Consider the following 17,047-nt stretch of genomic DNA (forward strand, 5'->3'; position numbering starts at 1 on the left):
TATGAGATTGGCCATAGATGCCATGGGAGGGGACCATGCCCCGAAGGAGATTGTACTTGGGGCAGTGGATGCTGTTTCCAAGATGGACAACCTCTCCATTACTTTAATTGGTGATGAAGAGGAGATTAATAAATATACAAAAGAACATGAAAAGATCAAAATCCTACATACTAAAGAGGTCATTACAGGGGAAGATGAACCGGTAAGGGCTGTACGACGAAAAAAGAATGCATCCATGGTGCTCATGGCCAAGGAAGTAAAGGAAGGAAGGGCCGATGCCTGCATCTCTGCAGGAAATACAGGCGCCTTGATGAGTGCAGGCCTATTTGTTGTAGGGAGAATACCTGGGATTGACCGCCCTGCCCTGAGCCCCACCCTGCCGACAGTCGATGGGAAAGGTTTCCTGCTGCTTGATGTGGGGGCGAACGTGGATGCAAAACCTGACCACCTGCTTCAGTACGCTGTGATGGGGTCCATCTATACAGAGCATGTCCGGGGAATTTCCAACCCGACTGTAGGTCTGTTGAACGTTGGAACAGAAGACGGCAAGGGAACAGAACTGACTAAAAAAGCCTTCCAGCTATTGCAGGAAGCACCGGTAAATTTTACTGGTAATGTTGAAGCTAGAGATATACTTGCTGGTGCAGCGGATGTAGTCGTTACCGACGGTTTCAGCGGGAATGTAGCATTGAAAACGATTGAAGGTACAGCCTTAACCATGTTTTCTATGCTCAAAGAGACATTCATGTCATCCACGAAGTCAAAAATTGCAGCCGGAATGGTAAAGAAGGATCTGAAGGGTCTTCAGAAGAAATTGGATTACTCGGAATACGGAGGTGCCGGACTGTTTGGACTGGCTGCCCCTGTTATCAAGGCACATGGCTCATCCAACTCTAGAGCCATATATAATGCCATCAAACAGGCCGGCCACATGGTGGAATATAAAGTGGCCGATACGATCAAGTCGACGATGGAATCAGTTCGGCAGGAGAAGGAGGAGACTAGCGAATGAAGAAGATAGCATTTATGTTCCCTGGTCAGGGTTCCCAGACAGTTGGAATGGGCAAGGATTTCTATGATAAGTATCCTTCCATCCAAGAACTATACAAGGAAGCCGGTGAATCCTTGGATATGGATATTGCCCGCCTGATGTTTGAGGGACCAGAAGATACGCTGACCGAAACGGAGAATGCCCAACCGGCACTGTTATTGTCCAGTATAGCTGCCCATACACTCCTATTGAAGGAAGAGGTTCAGCCTGTAATGACCGTCGGGCACAGTCTGGGGGAGTATAGTGCATTGGTTGCATCTGGAGCCCTTACTCTTGAAGAAGCACTTCCTCTTGTCCAAACAAGGGGGCGGCTCATGGAGCAGGCCTTTCCAAAAGGAAAAGGAACCATGGCCGCTGTCCTCGGACTGTCCAAGGAAGAAGTAGAAGAGGGCTTGAATGAAGTGACGGATATTGCAGACCTGGCAAACTTGAACTGCCCGGGACAGATCGTAATCTCAGGGTCTGTGGAAGGAATTGAGCAGGCTGGAGAGGTCCTTAAGGAAAAAGGGGCCAAGCGGGTGATGCCGCTGAATGTGAGCGGTCCATTCCATTCTCGTCTAATGAAGCCGGCAAATGAAGAGTTTTCCGGATATTTGGAGAAGGTGGATATCAAGGGTGCCAATATCCCGTTGTATGCTAATGTGTCCGCACAGCCGGTAACAGATCAAAAAGAAATCAAGGATCTCCTGGTCAAACAGCTGTTTTCCCCTGTACGATTTGAGGAATCAATCCGGCATATGATTGATCAAGGCGTTGAAGCATTTGTCGAAGTGGGAAGTGGCAAGGTGCTCAGTGGTCTTGTACGGAAGATCAGCCGGCGGACACCTACCTTTGCTGTTCAGGATGCAGATTCGCTTGACAAATTTATTACATGGTACAGGGAGGATTCTTGATGTTGGATGGAAAAAATGCTTTGGTTACAGGTGCTTCACGTGGGATTGGTCGCACAATTGCCCTGGAGCTGGCGAGCAAGGGGGCGAACGTCGCCATCAATTACGCTGGGAATGAAGAAAAAGCCAAAGAAGTTGCTCGGGAAGTTGAAGGGCTCGGTGGCAAGGCAGTGACCATCCGGGCTGATGTCGCTGATGAATCCGAGGTAAAAGAGATGATCAAGCAGGTGACGAAAGAGTTCGGCAGCCTGGATATTTTGATAAATAATGCTGGTATAACCAGGGACAACCTGCTTATGCGAATGAAAGAAGACGAGTTTGACCAAGTTATTAACACCAACTTGAAAGGCGTATTTGTCTGTACGAAAGCTGTGACAAGACAGATGATGAAGCAGAAAGCTGGTAAAATTGTCAATGTAGCTTCTGTAGTTGGCGTGAGTGGCAATCCTGGGCAGGCAAATTATGCTGCCGCCAAAGCCGGAGTGATCGGATTTACAAAGACAACTGCCAAGGAGCTTGCCAGCCGGAATATTCTAGTGAATGCCGTGGCACCGGGTTTCATAACAACCGATATGACCGACTCGTTGACAGAGGACCAGAAACAGGAAATGCTGGCGATGATCCCCCTCAATAGATTGGGCACGCCAGAGAGTGTTGCGAATGTTGTCCGCTTCCTTGTTTCCGAGGAAGCAGATTATATTACCGGACAGACCATTCATATCGACGGAGGAATGGTGATGTAATCGATATCGGTGCATAGTAACTTGAAAGGGGGTGAATGAAGATGGCAGACGTATTTGATCGAGTTAAAGCAATTATTGTTGATCGTCTTGATGTGGAAGAATCCCAAGTAACGATGGAAGCGTCCTTCAAAGAAGACCTGGAGGCAGACTCACTGGACGTAGTTGAATTGGTGATGGAGCTTGAAGACGAATTTGATATGGAAATTGCGGATGAAGAAGCTGAGAAAATAAATACAGTTGGTGACGCTGTAAACTACATAAATAGTTTACAATAGTCTAACACCTTTTATTACTTGAAAGTCTCGCACTCGCGGGGCTTTCCGTATATTGGAAGAAGCGGAGGTGACGCCAGTGGATGCTCGGAAACTGGAAGAGCAGTTAGGTATCACTTTTAATGACTATCAATTGCTGAGACAGGCTTTTACCCATTCATCCTATGTGAATGAGCATCGGCAGGAAAATTATGAGGATAATGAACGACTCGAATTTCTTGGGGATGCGGTCCTCGAACTTGGAGTTTCTCAGTACCTGTTCCGGAAGAATGCAACTATGCCGGAAGGGGAGATGACGAAGCTGCGTGCAGCCATCGTCTGTGAACCTTCCTTGATGAATTTTGCCCGTGAGCTCGGTTTCGACTCTCATATTCTTCTTGGTAAAGGAGAGGAACAAACGGGGGGAAGAGGAAGACCCGCCTTGCTGGCAGATGTATTTGAGGCTTTCCTTGGAGCACTGTATCTCGACCAGGGGTTTGATATATCCTTGAATTTCCTGGAGGAGCATGTCTTTCCTAAAATCAATACAGGTGCTTTTTCGCATGCGATGGATTATAAAAGTCAACTGCAGGAACTGATCCAGCAGTATAAGAGCATGGCCGTCGAATATAAGATTGTAAAAGAGATCGGCCCGTCTCATAATAAAGAATTTGTAGCCCAAGTCTTTATAAATGATGAAGTTTCAGGAGAAGGCATAGGCAGAACCAAAAAAGAAGCGGAACAACGTGCGGCTAAAAAGGCCCTTGATAAATATCATGACTAGAGCAGAAAAGCTGGCATTTTATAGAATGCCAGCTTTTCTGCTCTAAATGATTTTCCTTCCTACCCTTTTCTTACGGTCCGCAGTTCCTCAATGAAGGCCTGAGTCTCTGCTGCACTGAGACTGCCCTTTTGCTGTACCATATCATACATGAACTTCAAGTCATCGTATTTTTCGAGATCATAATCCTCAGGGTCCAACAGCGTACGGTTCACTACGTTTAATTTATCCGCAAGACCATCCAGTATAATTTTCATGTTTTCTTTTGACGCATTTTCTAAAGTCATGCCAGCACTCCCTCTGTACTTCTTTTGTCTCTGACTTTATGATAAAATAAATGCGGTAAAAAGCCAAATAATTTTTAGAATTTAATGAGAAGATGTTGGTAATGCGACGGTTTTTGTAAATAAATAGGAGAAATGTATATGTTTTTAAAACAACTGGAAAGCGTAGGATTCAAATCTTTCGCCGAAAAAATAAACGTTGATTTTGTTTCCGGTGTCACAGCGGTTGTAGGACCAAATGGCAGCGGCAAGAGTAATATTACCGACGCCATACGGTGGGTGCTTGGCGAACAGTCGGTAAAGTCCCTCCGGGGATCTAGAATGGAGGACATCATCTTCCAAGGTAGTGATACAAGGAAGGCACTCAATTTCGCAGAGGTTACGTTAGTTCTTGATAATCATGACCAGTCCCTGCCTCTTGAATATGAAGAAGTCAGTGTAACCAGGAGAGTTTATCGGTCAGGTGAAAGCGAGTTCTATATCAATAAACAATCATGCAGATTGAAGGATATAGTGGATTTGTTCATGGACTCCGGGCTTGGCAGGGAAGCTTTCTCCATTATCAGTCAAGGGAAGGTGGAAGAAATCCTGAGCTCCAAGCCAGAAGAAAGAAGGACGATCTTTGAAGAGGCTGCGGGCGTATTGAAGTATAAACAGCGGAAGAAGAAAGCGGAGTATAAACTGGAGGAAACACAGGAAAACCTGAATCGAGTGGAGGATATCATCCATGAAATTGAAAAGCAGGTAGGTCCGCTCGAACAGCAGGCGAACGCAGCCCGGCAATACTTGGAGTGGAAAGAAGAACTGAAGGAAAAGGAGATAACCCTCTTAGTCACCGAGATTGCAAAGCTTCATGGATCCTGGAAAAACTTGTCGGCCGAACTTGAACAGGAAAGGAAAATGGAACAGCAGCTTAAAAAGACCATCCAACAGAAAAGTGAACGAATTGAAACGGAAAGAAAAACATTGAAGAATTTGGATGATGATATTGATTCGCTGCAGACCAAACTGTTGAAGGCAGCTCAGAATCTGGAAAAGTTCGAAGGGCAAAAACAGCTCTTTGAGGAACGGACCAAGCATTTTGGGGAACGGAAAACAGAATTGGAGGCAAACAGACAGCAGACAGCAGAACGGATCGGGAATCTACATGATCAGGTAGTGAAAGAGAACAAGAAATTGGCGGACCTTGATACGGCCAGAGATAAGACCAGAGAGAAAATCCAGCAGCTAAGAGCGCAGCTGAGGGCCGGAAAGGAAAGCATTGCCGAACAAATAGAAGATAGAAAATCGGATTATATTGAATTGCTTAATAAACAGGCAGCTAAGCGGAACGAAAGACAGTCTGTACAACAGCAACTGGAGCAAATATCCGGAAAAAAATCAATGCAGGCCGAGAAATTCAAAGGGTTGCTTTCTTCGCGTGAAGAACTGGAAGGTCAGTTGCAGCGTGTCCATTCGGAATGGCTGAAGCAGGACAGATTGGTGAAAGGCAAGAATGCAACAATCGTCCAGCTGAAAAAAGACTTGGATACGAAACGATCAGCTTTTGAGGAAGCCCAGGCAAAACTGTTTCAAGGCTATCAATATATTGAGAAATTGAAATCTCGGAAGGAAATGCTGGAAGAGATGAAAGAGGACTTCCAGGGCTTTTTCCAGGGAGTGAAAGCAGTACTGAAAGCAAGGGAGGACCAGACACTCCATGGAATCCACGGAGCAGTTATTGAACTGGCCAATGTGCCGAAGGATTATATTACAGCCATTGAGACTGTGCTTGGCGGACAGGCACAGCATATTGTCGTTACCGATAATAAGGCCGCAAGAAATGCAATAAACTGGTTGAAAAAAATGAAGCAAGGCCGTGCCACATTCCTGCCCCTCGGTTCCATCCAAGCACGATTTGTCACCCGGGACATGCTTGCCAAAGTACGATCACACTCTGGTTTTGTGGGTGTTGCTTCAGACCTGGTAAGCATGGAAAACACATATAAAATTGTTGCCGACCATTTGATGGGGCACGTCCTGATTGCCAAGACCCTCAAAGACGCCAATGATATTGCAGCAAAGACCAAGGGCAGATACCGGGTAGTCACGCTGGAAGGAGATGTGGTAAACCCGGGCGGTTCCATGACAGGCGGAGCAAGTAAAAAAACAAATCAATCTCTGTTTTCCCGAGAAAAAGATTTAGAGGAAGCAACTAATAAACTGGCTGATTACCAAAGCAAGGTGGAAGATTTCGAACGGAAGGTACAGCAGCAGAAAAGGCAGATCGGAGAACTGGAAAAGCAGTTGGATACAGAAGAAGCGGATTCATCTGCTGCCCGTCATTCCTTGAATAAACTCGAATCCTCCTACAAGGAGCTGGAAGTGAAAAAGAACTCACTGGACGGAAACCTTTCCATTTATGATCAGGATAAGCAACAATTTGAGCAGGATATCAAACAGCTCGTTAAGCGTGAAGAGAATCTCGTACAAGACCTGGAAAAGCTGGCTAGTGATTTGGAGGCCGCCGAACAGGAAATAAGCCGATTGACTGAACAAGAAGCCGGTTTTCAGGAAAACAAAGAGAATATACAACAGGAACTACATGATAGGCAGGTAGAATTGGCAGAGCAGGAAGAGCGCCGAAAAAACCAACTGGAAAAGACGAAGACACTCCAATTGCAACTAGAGGAAATGGAAGCACAGTATGATGAATATTCACAAGAGCTGCGAAACTTGAATGATGTGAATGAGACACCTGTGACAGAAGAGGAACTGGAGAGAAGCATTCAGTACAATAAAGTACAAAAGCAGCAGACAGAAGAAGATATTGAACATAGGAAACAGGAACGAGGCCAGCTTACAAAGGAGATGCACATCCAGAAAAATCGATTGAAGGAAGAAGAAGTCAGGCTTCAAGGTATAACCAATTCCATTCAGCAGAAGGAAGTACATGTGAACCGATTGGATGTTGAATTAGATAATCGACTGACCAGATTGGAAAACGAATATATGATCACCTTTGAAAAGGCCAATGAATCCTATCCGCAGACAGATGATATAGCATCTGTACAAGCAGAGGTCGATCGGCTGAAGCAAAGGATTGAACAGTTGGGGACCGTCAATTTGGGGGCTGTGGAGGAATATCAACGAGTCCGTGAGCGGTATGATTTCTTGACGGAGCAGAGGGACGATCTAACAGCAGCCAAGGGTACTCTTCATACTGTCATCGCTGAGATGGACGAAGAGATGAAGAACCTTTTCCAGGGGACATTCAATCAGATCAGAGAGGAATTCACCGAAGTATTCCAACAATTATTCGGCGGGGGACATGCAGAGCTCCAGCTTACAGATCCAGAAAGCATTCTTGACACTGGAGTGGAAATCATTGCCCAACCGCCAGGGAAAAGACTGCAGCATCTTGGGCTACTCTCAGGTGGAGAGCGTGCCTTGACGGCAATAGCTTTACTATTTTCCATCCTGCGCGTCCGTCCGGTGCCATTTTGCGTGCTGGATGAAGTGGAAGCAGCGTTGGACGAGGCCAATGTTGCCAGATTTGCAAAATATGTAAAGCTGTACAGTGAAAAAACCCAGTTCATTGTCATTACCCACCGCAAAGGCACCATGGAAGAGGCCGATGTATTATATGGCGTAACAATGCAGGAATCCGGTGTTTCCCGTCTTGTATCTGTCAGGCTGGAGGAGACACAGGATCTTATTGAAACATAAGGAGGAAATGACGAATGAAGTTTATGGATAAATTGAAAAGCAGATTCACTCAATCAGAGGAAAATGAAGAGACATCCACGAAGTATAAAGAAGGAATGAAAAAGACCCGCAATTCGTTTACTGGGAAAATCAATGACTTGATTGCGCGCTACCGGAAAGTCGATGAGGAGTTCTTTGAAGAATTGGAAGAAGTACTGATCTCCGCTGATGTTGGGGTAACAACGGTGATGGATCTTATTGAAGAACTGGAAATGGAAGTGAAACGGCAGAATATCAAAGACACAAAAAATATGAAGGACGTCATCTCAGAGAAACTCGTGGAAATCTATTACGAGGAGGAAGAAGAAGAGCCTGAAACACTGAACCTCCAGGAAGGGGAACTGTCTGTTATATTGGTAGTGGGAGTCAACGGTGTTGGAAAGACAACATCCATCGGGAAACTTGCGTATAAGATGAAAGAAGAGGGCAAGAAGGTCGTGTTGGCTGCCGGAGACACCTTCCGTGCTGGTGCCATTGAACAGCTTGATGTATGGGGGGAGCGCGCCGGAGTCGATGTCATCAAGCAAGGAGCGGGGAGTGACCCTGCTGCAGTAATTTTTGATGGTATCAAGGCAGCCAAATCGAGAAATGCAGATGTATTGATCTGTGATACAGCAGGCCGCCTGCAAAACAAGGTGAACTTGATGAATGAACTGTCCAAAGTCAAGCGGGTAATTGAACGGGAAATTCCGGAGGCACCTCATGAAGTGCTGCTCGTATTGGATGCTACAACGGGGCAAAATGCCCTTCTCCAGGCTAAGACATTTTCTGAGGCTGTTGACGTGTCCGGCATTGTATTGACCAAGCTTGATGGTACAGCTAAAGGTGGCATCGTACTGGCCATCCGGAATGAGTTGAAAATACCGGTAAAATATGTGGGTCTTGGTGAGCAAGTGGAAGACATGCGTGAGTTTGATGCACAGGCGTTTGTCTATGGTCTGTTTGCCGATATGTTGGAAGATGAAGAGTAAGGAGCTAACTTGACAGTATGACAATTACTCCGTTATGATTAAACGTAAAGTGAATTCACTTAACAAGGGGTGGAAGGATTGCTGGAAAAGACGACACGTATCAATTATCTATTTGATTTCTATCAAGCACTGCTTACACCCAAACAGCGGAATTATATGGAAATGTATTATCTGGAGGATTATTCACTTGGTGAAATTTCCGAGCTATTCCAGGTTTCCCGCCAAGCTGTGTATGACAATATACGGAGAACAGAAGCAATGCTGGAGACATATGAAGAGAAACTCCACCTATATGATAAGTTTGAAAAGCGTTCCAACCTTATGTCTAAACTCCAAGACAAGGTAAAGGACGATGATGCACAGGAGATTATCAACCAATTACAAGAATTAGATTAGGGGGGCACCTTCTATGGCATTTGAAGGACTTGCCGAACGATTGCAGGGAACGATCAAGAAAATTACAGGCAAAGGGAAGGTATCAGAGCAGGATGTAAAGGAAATGACTCGAGAAGTCCGCCTGGCCCTATTGGAAGCCGATGTGAATTTTAAAGTCGTTAAAGACTTGATTAAGCGTATCAAGGAACGGGCTGTGGGACAGGAAGTGATGGAAAGCCTCACACCTGGCCAACAGGTAATAAAAGTGGTGAAAGAAGAACTTACGGAACTGATGGGCGGGGAGCAGAGCAAGATTGCCGTTGCTGACCGCCCGCCTACTGTAATTATGATGGCTGGTCTTCAAGGTGCGGGTAAAACAACGACCACTGGAAAACTTGCCAATCATCTAAGGAAAAAACATAATCGCTCCCCCTTGCTGGTTGCTGCAGACGTCTACCGGCCTGCTGCGATCAATCAGCTGGAGACATTAGGCAGCCAGTTGGAAATGCCCGTGTTCTCCATGGGGACTGAGGCGAATCCAGTGGATATTGCCAAACAGGCAGTAGAACGTGCGAAAGAAGCACATCATGATTATGTGATAATTGATACTGCAGGTCGCCTGCATGTGGATGACGACCTGATGGATGAACTGCAACAAATCAAGGATGCTGTAGGACCACAGGAAATATTTCTCGTGGTCGATGCCATGACCGGACAGGACGCTGTCAATGTAGCAGAGAGTTTTAACCAACAGTTGGATATCTCCGGTGTCGTCCTCACAAAACTGGATGGAGATACTCGTGGTGGTGCAGCGCTTTCGATAAAGACTGTTACAGACAAGCCGATTAAATTTGCTGGTATGGGCGAGAAATTAGACCAGCTTGAACCCTTCCATCCGGAACGTATGGCTTCCCGTATTCTCGGAATGGGTGATGTACTGTCTTTGATTGAAAAGGCACAAACTAATGTGGATGAGAAGCAGGCGAAGGATCTGGAAGAAAAAATGCGTAATATGTCCTTCACTTTCGATGATTTTCTCGAGCAAATGGGGCAAGTGAAAAATATGGGACCGCTGGATGAACTGATGTCGATGATCCCGGGTGCCAACAAAATGAAAGGGCTCAAAAATGCTCAGCTTGATGAGAAACAGCTGGCCCATGTAGAGGCAATCATCCAATCCATGACCAAAGCAGAGCGTCAAGATCCGAGCTTAATGAACGCTAGCCGCAAAAAGCGTATCGCCAAGGGGTCGGGGACATCTGTTTCCCAGGTCAACCGCCTCCTGAAGCAGTTCGAGGAAATGAAGAAAATGATGAAGCAGATGACCAATATGCAAAAAGGGAAAAAAGGAAAAGGAATGAACTTTCCATTCATGTAATGGAAAAACACTTTACAGACACAAAAGTTTCTGTTAGAATCTAAACTTGTGATAAACATTTATTGGAGGTGCAAGACATGGCAGTGAAAATTCGTTTAAAGCGTATGGGGTCCAAAAGGAATCCTTTCTACCGCATTGTAGTTGCTGACTCACGTGCTCCACGTGATGGTCGTTCTATTGAGCAGATTGGAACGTATAACCCTGTAGTTAATCCAATTGAAGTTAAAATAGATGAAGATAAAGCTCTTGATTGGATGACAAAAGGTGCTAAACCAAGTGATACAGTCCGCAATCTATTTTCAAAAGAAGGCATCATGAAGAAATTCCACGAACAGAAAAACCAATAGTAAAGTGGTGTGATTTCGTGAAAGCCCTGATTGAAACAATTGTAAGGCCATTGGTTGATCACCCGGATGATGTCGCTGTATCGGAAAGAGAAGAAGATAAAGGAACTGTCTACCATCTGACGGTACATCCGAATGATGCGGGAAAGGTGATCGGCAAGAATGGACGGGTTGCCAAGGCAATACGTACGGTGGTTTATGCCGCCAGAAGCAGGGAAAACCAACGAATTTATTTGGATATTATGTAAAAGGGAAAGAGGTGAAGACCTCTTTCCCTTTTACACATAGTTCTTCTGTTCGCTCCTGATATGCTGTGAGGTGAGGAAAATATCGTGAAAATAATCAAGAAGGTTCCTGTCAAACAAGTTGTCACTGAGAATAGCAAAGGAAAAATCCATGAGAACTTCCAGAAGACAAAAATGCGGCTTGAACAAGAGTGTCAACAGCTCAGATTTGAACAGAGGAAGCTGCAAAATAAACCAGGTGTGTCCAAACAGGAGGTACATCAGCGTTTTCAAAAGGAAATAGATGAAAGAAAAGATAAAATGAAGCTGATTGATTTTAAAATAGACCAGCTGGACATGCTGGAAATGGGCAGTGAAATCACCGAGACAGAAGTTGAAGCTCTTGTTGAGGTGGAAATTGGAGCGCATTGGGAACAAATCACTCAGGAACATGCCATCATCATCAAGGATGGTGTGGTACATCGAATTGACAAGTAGCAGGTGATAATATGACCAACATGTATAATATTGGAAAAATTGTAAACACACACGGTATACGCGGCGACCTGAAGGTCTTGCGCATCAGTGATTTTGAAGAGCGTTTTATGAAGGGGCAGACTGTATATATGGAAGGTGAAAGTGCGAGCGATGGTATGCCTGAATCTTTCACCATCAGTTCCCATAAACAGCATAAAGGATTTGATCTGGTAAGGTTGGAAGGGTATGAAAATATTAATGATGTAGAGCAGTTCAAAGGGAAATTCCTGAAAATATCGGAAGAACAGTTGACAGATTTGGCAGAAAATGAATTCTATTATCATGAAATCATCGGCTGTGAGGTGTTTACCGATAATACTGGAGACAAACTCGGGGTAGTAAAGGAAATTCTCTCCCCGGGTGCGAATGATGTCTGGGTAGTCAAACAGAAGAAAGGGAAAGACATCCTTATCCCTTATATTGAGGATGTGGTCAAGGATGTCGATGTGGAAGCAAAAAAGGTGGTAATCGAACCGATGGAAGGACTGCTTGACTAATGCAAATTGATATCTTGACGCTTTTTCCAGAAATGATTTCCGGTGTTTTTAATTCTTCCATTCTCAAAAAGGCACATGAAAAAGGAAAGTATCAATATAATTTAGTGAACTTCCGAGACTATACCACAAATAAACATCAAAAGGTTGATGACTATCCGTATGGAGGGGGCGCTGGAATGGTGCTGACCCCGCAGCCGGTGTTCGATGCCGTAGAGAGTGTAACCAGGCAAAACAGCACGAAACCACGCATTGTTCTCATGTGTCCCCAAGGAGAGCCATACAGTCAGAGCAAGGCTGAGGACCTGGCTAAAGAAGAACATCTCATTATCATTTGCGGGCACTATGAAGGGTATGATGAAAGAATCCGTGAACATTTGGTTACCGATGAAATTTCTATTGGTGATTATGTCCTGACAGGTGGAGAACTTGGAGCGATGGTTGTTGTGGATAGTGTTGTCCGTCTGTTGCCTGACGTTCTCGGCAATGAATCTTCTGCCCCGGAGGACTCTTTTTCTACTGGCCTTCTTGAGCATCCACAGTATACACGCCCAGCAGACTTCCGGGGGATGAAGGTGCCGGATATTCTATTGTCAGGCGATCATGCAAAAATCGCCGCATGGAGAAAAAAAGAGTCTTTAAGAAGAACATACCAACGCAGAAGCGACCTGTTGGAGCAATTCGATTTAACGGAAGAGGACCAACGGATGCTGGAAGACATCAAAAGGGAGCCATAAGATTTAGATTGCATAAATGATGCAGGAATCGGTTGAACTATCTGAGTGATTATGGTATATTAATTGTTGTGCTCAGGGAGATTCCTGAGTCGTAGAAACGATGTTCCGCTGTTCCATAGAGAAGCATGAACATTGGTTTGGAAGGAGTGAAACAAATGCAAAATCTTATTGCAGACATCACAAAAGATCAGCTACGTACGGATCACCCTGACTTTCGCCCTGGTGACACGTTAAAAGTGCACGTGAAAGTTGTTGAGGGTACCCGCGAGCGTATCCAGGTGTTCGAAGGTGTTGTCATCAAACGCCAGAACGGTGGAATCAGCGAAACATTCACAGTAAGGAAAATTTCTTACGGTGTAGGTGTGGAGCGTACATTCCCACTGCATTCACCTCGGGTTGATAAGATTGAAGTTACCCGCCGTGGTCGTGTACGTCGTGCGAAACTGTATTATCTGCGTAATCTTCGTGGAAAAGCAGCTCGTATCAAAGAACGTCGCTGAACCATGTAATTTGATAAAAATTGCGGAAGGAAAGGAGCTTGTTCATACATATGCACAAGCTCCTTTTTGTATACTTAAACAGATATCATGAAAAGTTGAATGACGAAGGATTGCTGGATTACAATAGTTTAGAGCAAAATTGCAGTTGCCGGAGGGGAACACATGGCAGATAAAGAAAAGAGCGGAAAGAGTGACTGGTTTGACTGGGTTAAAGCATTACTGATTGCGTTCGGCCTAGCATTTGTGGTTCGGATGTTCTTCTTTGCCCCCATCGTGGTGGACGGACCATCTATGCTGCCTACCCTGGAAAATGGAGATCAAATGATCGTCAACAAATTTATTTACCAGGTTAGTGAGCCGGAACGTTTTGATATCGTAGTATTCCATGCATCAGCACAGCAGGATTTTATTAAGCGTGTCATCGGCCTGCCGGGAGAGCACGTCGCTTATGAAGACAATGTGTTATATATAGACGGTGAACCTGTAGAAGAACCATTCATGGAGGAGAAAGAAGATATGTATCAACTGCATACAACGGACTTTTCCTTGGAAAATCTCCCAGGAGACCATGAGACTGTTCCGGAAGGGCATCTGTTGGTTTTAGGAGATAATCGTGGCAACTCAACAGACAGCCGCATGCTCGGAGTCATTCCCATGGATGAAATCGTCGGTGAAGCCAGTTTAATTTATTGGCCTTTAGACCGAATACAATTAGTCGGAGAGTAGGGTGATATAATGGCTATACAATGGTTTCCCGGTCACATGGCGAAAGCTAGGCGGGAAGTGGAAGAAAAATTGAAGTTAGTGGATTTTGTAATGGAATTGGTAGATGCCAGAACACCGGTGTCTTCGCAAAACCCCATGCTTCAGCAAGTGTTGCAAAACAAACCGAAAATGATCGTAATGATGAAGAAAGACCTTGCTGACCCAAAGCAAACTGATAAATGGATCGCCCATTTCGACAATCATGGAATTCCTGCTATTGCGGTAGATGTAAACCAAAAGTCGGATATCCAACGGGTCATACAGCTTGCGAAGGAAATGGGTCGCGAAAAGATGGAGAAACTTAAGAAAAAGGGGATACAACCTCGTCCGTCGAGGGCAATGATCGTCGGTATTCCTAATGTAGGCAAGTCTACGTTGATCAATCGTCTGGTAAATAAAAAAATCGCAAAAACCGGGGATAAACCGGGAGTGACTAAACAGCAACTATGGATCAAAGTCAAAAAGGATTTTGAACTGCTGGATACACCCGGTATCCTATGGCCTAAGTTTGAGGATGAACAAGTAGGGTACAGGCTTGCTGCAATTGGTACCATCAAGGACCAACTGCTCTCACTTCAAGATATTGCAGCTTTTGCCATAAACTATATGCAGGAAGCTTATCCCGATGCACTTAGAGAGAGATATCAGATCGAAGCCGATATGGAAGATATGTGGGATGTCTTCACCTCCATCGGCAAGCAGCGTGGAGCATTGGAAAGCGGGGGTGGCGTCAACTTTGATAAAGTGGCGGATATTATATTGAGGGACCTTCGTACAGGAAGACTTGGCCGAATGACATTGGAAACTGTATAATTTTCAGGCATGCATCGTTGATGGATGCCTGTTTATCTTGACCTTACATAATCAATCGCTACATGGAAAGACAGGTGCATTATGGAAAAGCAATCGATACGTGTATTAAAAGAATTATTGGCTGCCGGGGAGTTGGACGACCAGAAGGTCTGTGAACTGAAAAGTGACACCAGGAAAGGTGTCCAACAACTCGTGAAAGCGTATGAAAGAGAAAAACAGACGGAACTTCAGCTGGAGAATAAATTTCATGAAATGGGTTTGTATGAGAGAAAGGCCCGGGCAGCTGGCAAAAGATACATAGCGGGAATAGATGAAGCAGGCAGAGGCCCCCTTGCTGGACCGCTCGTGGCTGCAGCTGTCATACTCCCCGAAAATTTTAAATTGCTGGGATTGAATGATTCTAAACAACTAACCGAATCATCAAGAACAGTGTTTTGTGAAATGATCAAGGAACAGGCAGTTAGTTATGGCATCTCCATCATCAGCAATGAGGAAATTGATAAGATCAATGTACACGAAGCGGCCAAACAGGCAATGGTAGAGGCGGTATCTCAACTCGAACCTGCTCCGGATCACTTGTTAATTGATGCAATGGAACTGGAGGGATATCTTTACAGTTCGGAGTCGCTCGTAAAAGGAGATAGTAAAAGTATTTCTATAGCTGCAGCGAGTGTGCTTGCCAAAGTGACACGAGATGAGAAAATGAGAGAACTGCACAAACAATATCCGATGTATGACTTTGCGTCAAACATGGGCTATGGAACCAAGCATCATATGAAGGCGCTACAGGAACACGGGAGCACACCTTTTCATCGAAGGTCTTTTGCTCCAGTCAAAGATCTGAATGGATGAAAGGATCAGGAAAAGTGGGAGAAAATCCCAGAGAGAACGATTACAAATAGTTTTTTCAATAAGTTGTGAAATGTGCAGTTTTTTTATACAATAGGTATGCACGAATATGGATAGGAGGATGTAGGATGAATATTCATGAATATCAAGGCAAGGACGTATTGCGAGAATTTGGTGTAAACGTTCCCAATGGGTATGTTGCACATAGTGTCGATGAGGCGGTGCAAGCAGCAGAAAAGCTCGGCAGTGCTGTTACAGTAGTAAAAGCACAAATCCATGCTGGCGGTCGCGGGAAAGCCGGTGGGGTTAAGATTGCGAAAAATTTGGATGAGGTTCGTACATATGCTGATGAGATTTTGGGAAAAACACTGGTTACTCATCAGACTGGTCCGGAAGGAAAAGAAGTTAAGCGCTTGCTGATCGAAGAAGGAAGTGATATCCAGAAGGAGTACTATGTCGGTGTTGTCCTTGACCGCACAACATCCCGTGTAGTCATGATGGCTTCTGAAGAAGGCGGTACAGAAATTGAAGAAGTGGCTGCTGAAACTCCTGAGAAAATTTTCCAGGAAGTGATCGATCCTGTAGTTGGTCTATTACCTTATCAGGCTCGCAGACTTGCATTCAATATCAACATCCCGAATGAACTTCTGGGACAAGCTGTTAAATTCATGACAGGCCTATATACTGCATTTGTGGAAAAAGACTGCTCTGTTGCAGAAATCAATCCACTGGTGACTACTGGCGATGGAGAAGTATTGGCGCTTGATGCCAAGTTGAACTTTGACGACAATGCTTTGTTCCGTCAAAAGGACGTCCAAGATCTACGTGACTTGGATGAAGAGGATGAGAAGGAAATCGAAGCTTCCAAATATGATTTGAGTTACGTAGCATTAGATGGGAATATCGGCTGTATGGTTAATGGAGCTGGTCTCGCCATGTCCACAATGGATATTATCAAACATTCCGGCGGAGAACCCGCAAACTTCCTTGATGTCGGGGGCGGTGCAACTGCAGAAAAGGTTACCGAGGCATTCAAGATCATCTTGTCTGATTCCAATGTAAAAGGAATATTTGTCAATATTTTCGGTGGTATCATGAAATGTGATGTTATTGCTGAAGGAGTAGTTGAGGCAACCAAGCAAGTTGGTTTAGAACTACCGCTCGTTGTGCGACTTGAAGGTACGAATGTGGAATTGGGTAAAAAGATTCTTGACGAGTCTGGATTGAATATCACTGCTGCAGGGTCAATGGCAGACGGTGCCGAGAAAATCGTTTCCATGGTGAAATAATATCTATACTTTTAATTATTACGG

Annotated in this window: 20 protein-coding genes; 19 read left to right on the forward strand and 1 reads right to left on the reverse strand. The window is 44.8% G+C overall.

Annotated elements, in window-relative coordinates:
- Position 1 precedes the first annotated feature (1 nt).
- From plsX to rnc, 5 genes are all read left to right on the forward strand, one after another.
- The gene (gene plsX, locus ACFOGI_RS08505; RefSeq protein ID WP_390271384.1) at positions 2-1,012 is read left to right on the forward strand and encodes a phosphate acyltransferase PlsX; all 1,011 of its coding nucleotides are present in this window, start codon (positions 2-4) and stop codon (positions 1,010-1,012) included.
- Entirely contained in the window at positions 1,009-1,944 is a 936-nt protein-coding gene (gene fabD / locus ACFOGI_RS08510) for an ACP S-malonyltransferase (protein WP_390271386.1), read from the forward strand. The genes plsX and fabD overlap by 4 nt, the downstream gene beginning before the upstream one ends.
- Positions 1,944-2,684, forward strand: coding sequence for a 3-oxoacyl-[acyl-carrier-protein] reductase (fabG, locus tag ACFOGI_RS08515; RefSeq protein ID WP_390271388.1), 741 nt, complete (start codon positions 1,944-1,946; stop codon positions 2,682-2,684). Before fabD ends, fabG begins: the two co-directional genes overlap by 1 nt.
- A gap of 41 nt (positions 2,685-2,725) precedes the next feature.
- The gene (gene acpP, locus ACFOGI_RS08520; protein ID WP_390271390.1) at positions 2,726-2,959 is read left to right on the forward strand and encodes an acyl carrier protein; all 234 of its coding nucleotides are present in this window, start codon (positions 2,726-2,728) and stop codon (positions 2,957-2,959) included.
- A gap of 76 nt (positions 2,960-3,035) precedes the next feature.
- On the forward strand, positions 3,036-3,719 hold the full coding sequence (gene rnc / locus ACFOGI_RS08525; protein WP_390271392.1) for a ribonuclease III: 684 nt from the start codon (positions 3,036-3,038) through the stop codon (positions 3,717-3,719).
- A gap of 59 nt (positions 3,720-3,778) precedes the next feature.
- Here the strand turns inward: rnc and ACFOGI_RS08530 are convergent, their stop codons facing one another.
- Entirely contained in the window at positions 3,779-4,003 is a 225-nt protein-coding gene (locus ACFOGI_RS08530; RefSeq protein WP_390271394.1) for a DUF1128 domain-containing protein, read from the reverse strand.
- A gap of 138 nt (positions 4,004-4,141) precedes the next feature.
- On the opposite strand from ACFOGI_RS08530, the gene smc reads away from it, so the two are divergent.
- The 14 genes from smc (at position 4,142) to sucC (ending at position 17,023) form a co-directional block, all read left to right on the forward strand.
- Positions 4,142-7,708, forward strand: coding sequence for a chromosome segregation protein SMC (gene smc, locus ACFOGI_RS08535; RefSeq protein WP_390271396.1), 3,567 nt, complete (start codon positions 4,142-4,144; stop codon positions 7,706-7,708).
- A gap of 14 nt (positions 7,709-7,722) precedes the next feature.
- Positions 7,723-8,718, forward strand: a complete 996-nt coding sequence (gene ftsY, locus ACFOGI_RS08540) for a signal recognition particle-docking protein FtsY (RefSeq protein WP_390271398.1) — start codon at positions 7,723-7,725, stop codon at positions 8,716-8,718.
- Positions 8,719-8,796: 78 nt separating this feature from the next.
- Positions 8,797-9,114: a putative DNA-binding protein gene (locus tag ACFOGI_RS08545; RefSeq protein WP_390271400.1), complete on the forward strand. Its 318-nt coding sequence runs from the start codon at positions 8,797-8,799 to the stop codon at positions 9,112-9,114.
- Between the two features lie 13 nt (positions 9,115-9,127).
- Positions 9,128-10,471, forward strand: a complete 1,344-nt coding sequence (ffh, locus tag ACFOGI_RS08550; protein WP_390271403.1) for a signal recognition particle protein — start codon at positions 9,128-9,130, stop codon at positions 10,469-10,471.
- 77 nt (positions 10,472-10,548) lie between these two features.
- The gene (gene rpsP, locus ACFOGI_RS08555) at positions 10,549-10,818 is read left to right on the forward strand and encodes a 30S ribosomal protein S16 (protein WP_390271405.1); all 270 of its coding nucleotides are present in this window, start codon (positions 10,549-10,551) and stop codon (positions 10,816-10,818) included.
- Positions 10,819-10,835: 17 nt separating this feature from the next.
- Positions 10,836-11,063 (forward strand): KH domain-containing protein, encoded by a 228-nt coding sequence (locus ACFOGI_RS08560; protein WP_390271408.1) that lies wholly within the window; start codon positions 10,836-10,838, stop codon positions 11,061-11,063.
- 84 nt (positions 11,064-11,147) lie between these two features.
- Positions 11,148-11,537 (forward strand): YlqD family protein, encoded by a 390-nt coding sequence (locus ACFOGI_RS08565; RefSeq protein ID WP_390271410.1) that lies wholly within the window; start codon positions 11,148-11,150, stop codon positions 11,535-11,537.
- 11 nt (positions 11,538-11,548) lie between these two features.
- Positions 11,549-12,073, forward strand: coding sequence for a ribosome maturation factor RimM (gene rimM / locus ACFOGI_RS08570; protein WP_390271412.1), 525 nt, complete (start codon positions 11,549-11,551; stop codon positions 12,071-12,073).
- Positions 12,073-12,807: a tRNA (guanosine(37)-N1)-methyltransferase TrmD gene (trmD, locus tag ACFOGI_RS08575; protein ID WP_390271414.1), complete on the forward strand. Its 735-nt coding sequence runs from the start codon at positions 12,073-12,075 to the stop codon at positions 12,805-12,807. Before rimM ends, trmD begins: the two co-directional genes overlap by 1 nt.
- A 155-nt stretch (positions 12,808-12,962) precedes the next feature.
- Positions 12,963-13,307 (forward strand): 50S ribosomal protein L19, encoded by a 345-nt coding sequence (rplS, locus tag ACFOGI_RS08580; RefSeq protein WP_390271416.1) that lies wholly within the window; start codon positions 12,963-12,965, stop codon positions 13,305-13,307.
- A gap of 162 nt (positions 13,308-13,469) precedes the next feature.
- Positions 13,470-14,033, forward strand: coding sequence for a signal peptidase I (lepB, locus tag ACFOGI_RS08585; protein WP_390271417.1), 564 nt, complete (start codon positions 13,470-13,472; stop codon positions 14,031-14,033).
- 9 nt (positions 14,034-14,042) lie between these two features.
- Positions 14,043-14,885: a ribosome biogenesis GTPase YlqF gene (gene ylqF, locus ACFOGI_RS08590; protein WP_390271419.1), complete on the forward strand. Its 843-nt coding sequence runs from the start codon at positions 14,043-14,045 to the stop codon at positions 14,883-14,885.
- Positions 14,886-14,966: 81 nt separating this feature from the next.
- Entirely contained in the window at positions 14,967-15,737 is a 771-nt protein-coding gene (locus tag ACFOGI_RS08595) for a ribonuclease HII (RefSeq protein WP_390271421.1), read from the forward strand.
- 125 nt (positions 15,738-15,862) lie between these two features.
- Complete coding sequence (sucC, locus tag ACFOGI_RS08600; protein WP_390271423.1) at positions 15,863-17,023, forward strand: ADP-forming succinate--CoA ligase subunit beta; 1,161 nt, start codon at positions 15,863-15,865, stop codon at positions 17,021-17,023.
- Positions 17,024-17,047 lie beyond the last annotated feature (24 nt).

Source organism: Virgibacillus xinjiangensis (genome assembly GCF_042643145.1).
Classification (GTDB): domain Bacteria; phylum Bacillota; class Bacilli; order Bacillales; family Amphibacillaceae; genus Virgibacillus_O; species Virgibacillus_O xinjiangensis.

Bases quoted from the DNA above. Each gene is read 5' to 3' on its own strand.
- plsX (WP_390271384.1), top strand. From the start codon at position 2: ATGAGATTGGCCATAGATGCCATGGGAGGGGACCATGCCCCGAAGGAG.
- fabD (WP_390271386.1), top strand. From the start codon at position 1,009: ATGAAGAAGATAGCATTTATGTTCCCTGGTCAGGGTTCCCAGACAGTT.
- fabG (WP_390271388.1), top strand. From the start codon at position 1,944: ATGTTGGATGGAAAAAATGCTTTGGTTACAGGTGCTTCACGTGGGATT.
- acpP (WP_390271390.1), top strand. From the start codon at position 2,726: ATGGCAGACGTATTTGATCGAGTTAAAGCAATTATTGTTGATCGTCTT.
- ACFOGI_RS08530 (WP_390271394.1), bottom strand. From the start codon at position 4,003: ATGACTTTAGAAAATGCGTCAAAAGAAAACATGAAAATTATACTGGAT.
- smc (WP_390271396.1), top strand. From the start codon at position 4,142: ATGTTTTTAAAACAACTGGAAAGCGTAGGATTCAAATCTTTCGCCGAA.
- ftsY (WP_390271398.1), top strand. From the start codon at position 7,723: ATGAAGTTTATGGATAAATTGAAAAGCAGATTCACTCAATCAGAGGAA.
- ffh (WP_390271403.1), top strand. From the start codon at position 9,128: ATGGCATTTGAAGGACTTGCCGAACGATTGCAGGGAACGATCAAGAAA.
- rpsP (WP_390271405.1), top strand. From the start codon at position 10,549: ATGGCAGTGAAAATTCGTTTAAAGCGTATGGGGTCCAAAAGGAATCCT.
- rimM (WP_390271412.1), top strand. From the start codon at position 11,549: ATGACCAACATGTATAATATTGGAAAAATTGTAAACACACACGGTATA.
- trmD (WP_390271414.1), top strand. From the start codon at position 12,073: ATGCAAATTGATATCTTGACGCTTTTTCCAGAAATGATTTCCGGTGTT.
- rplS (WP_390271416.1), top strand. From the start codon at position 12,963: ATGCAAAATCTTATTGCAGACATCACAAAAGATCAGCTACGTACGGAT.
- lepB (WP_390271417.1), top strand. From the start codon at position 13,470: ATGGCAGATAAAGAAAAGAGCGGAAAGAGTGACTGGTTTGACTGGGTT.
- ylqF (WP_390271419.1), top strand. From the start codon at position 14,043: ATGGCTATACAATGGTTTCCCGGTCACATGGCGAAAGCTAGGCGGGAA.
- ACFOGI_RS08595 (WP_390271421.1), top strand. From the start codon at position 14,967: ATGGAAAAGCAATCGATACGTGTATTAAAAGAATTATTGGCTGCCGGG.
- sucC (WP_390271423.1), top strand. From the start codon at position 15,863: ATGAATATTCATGAATATCAAGGCAAGGACGTATTGCGAGAATTTGGT.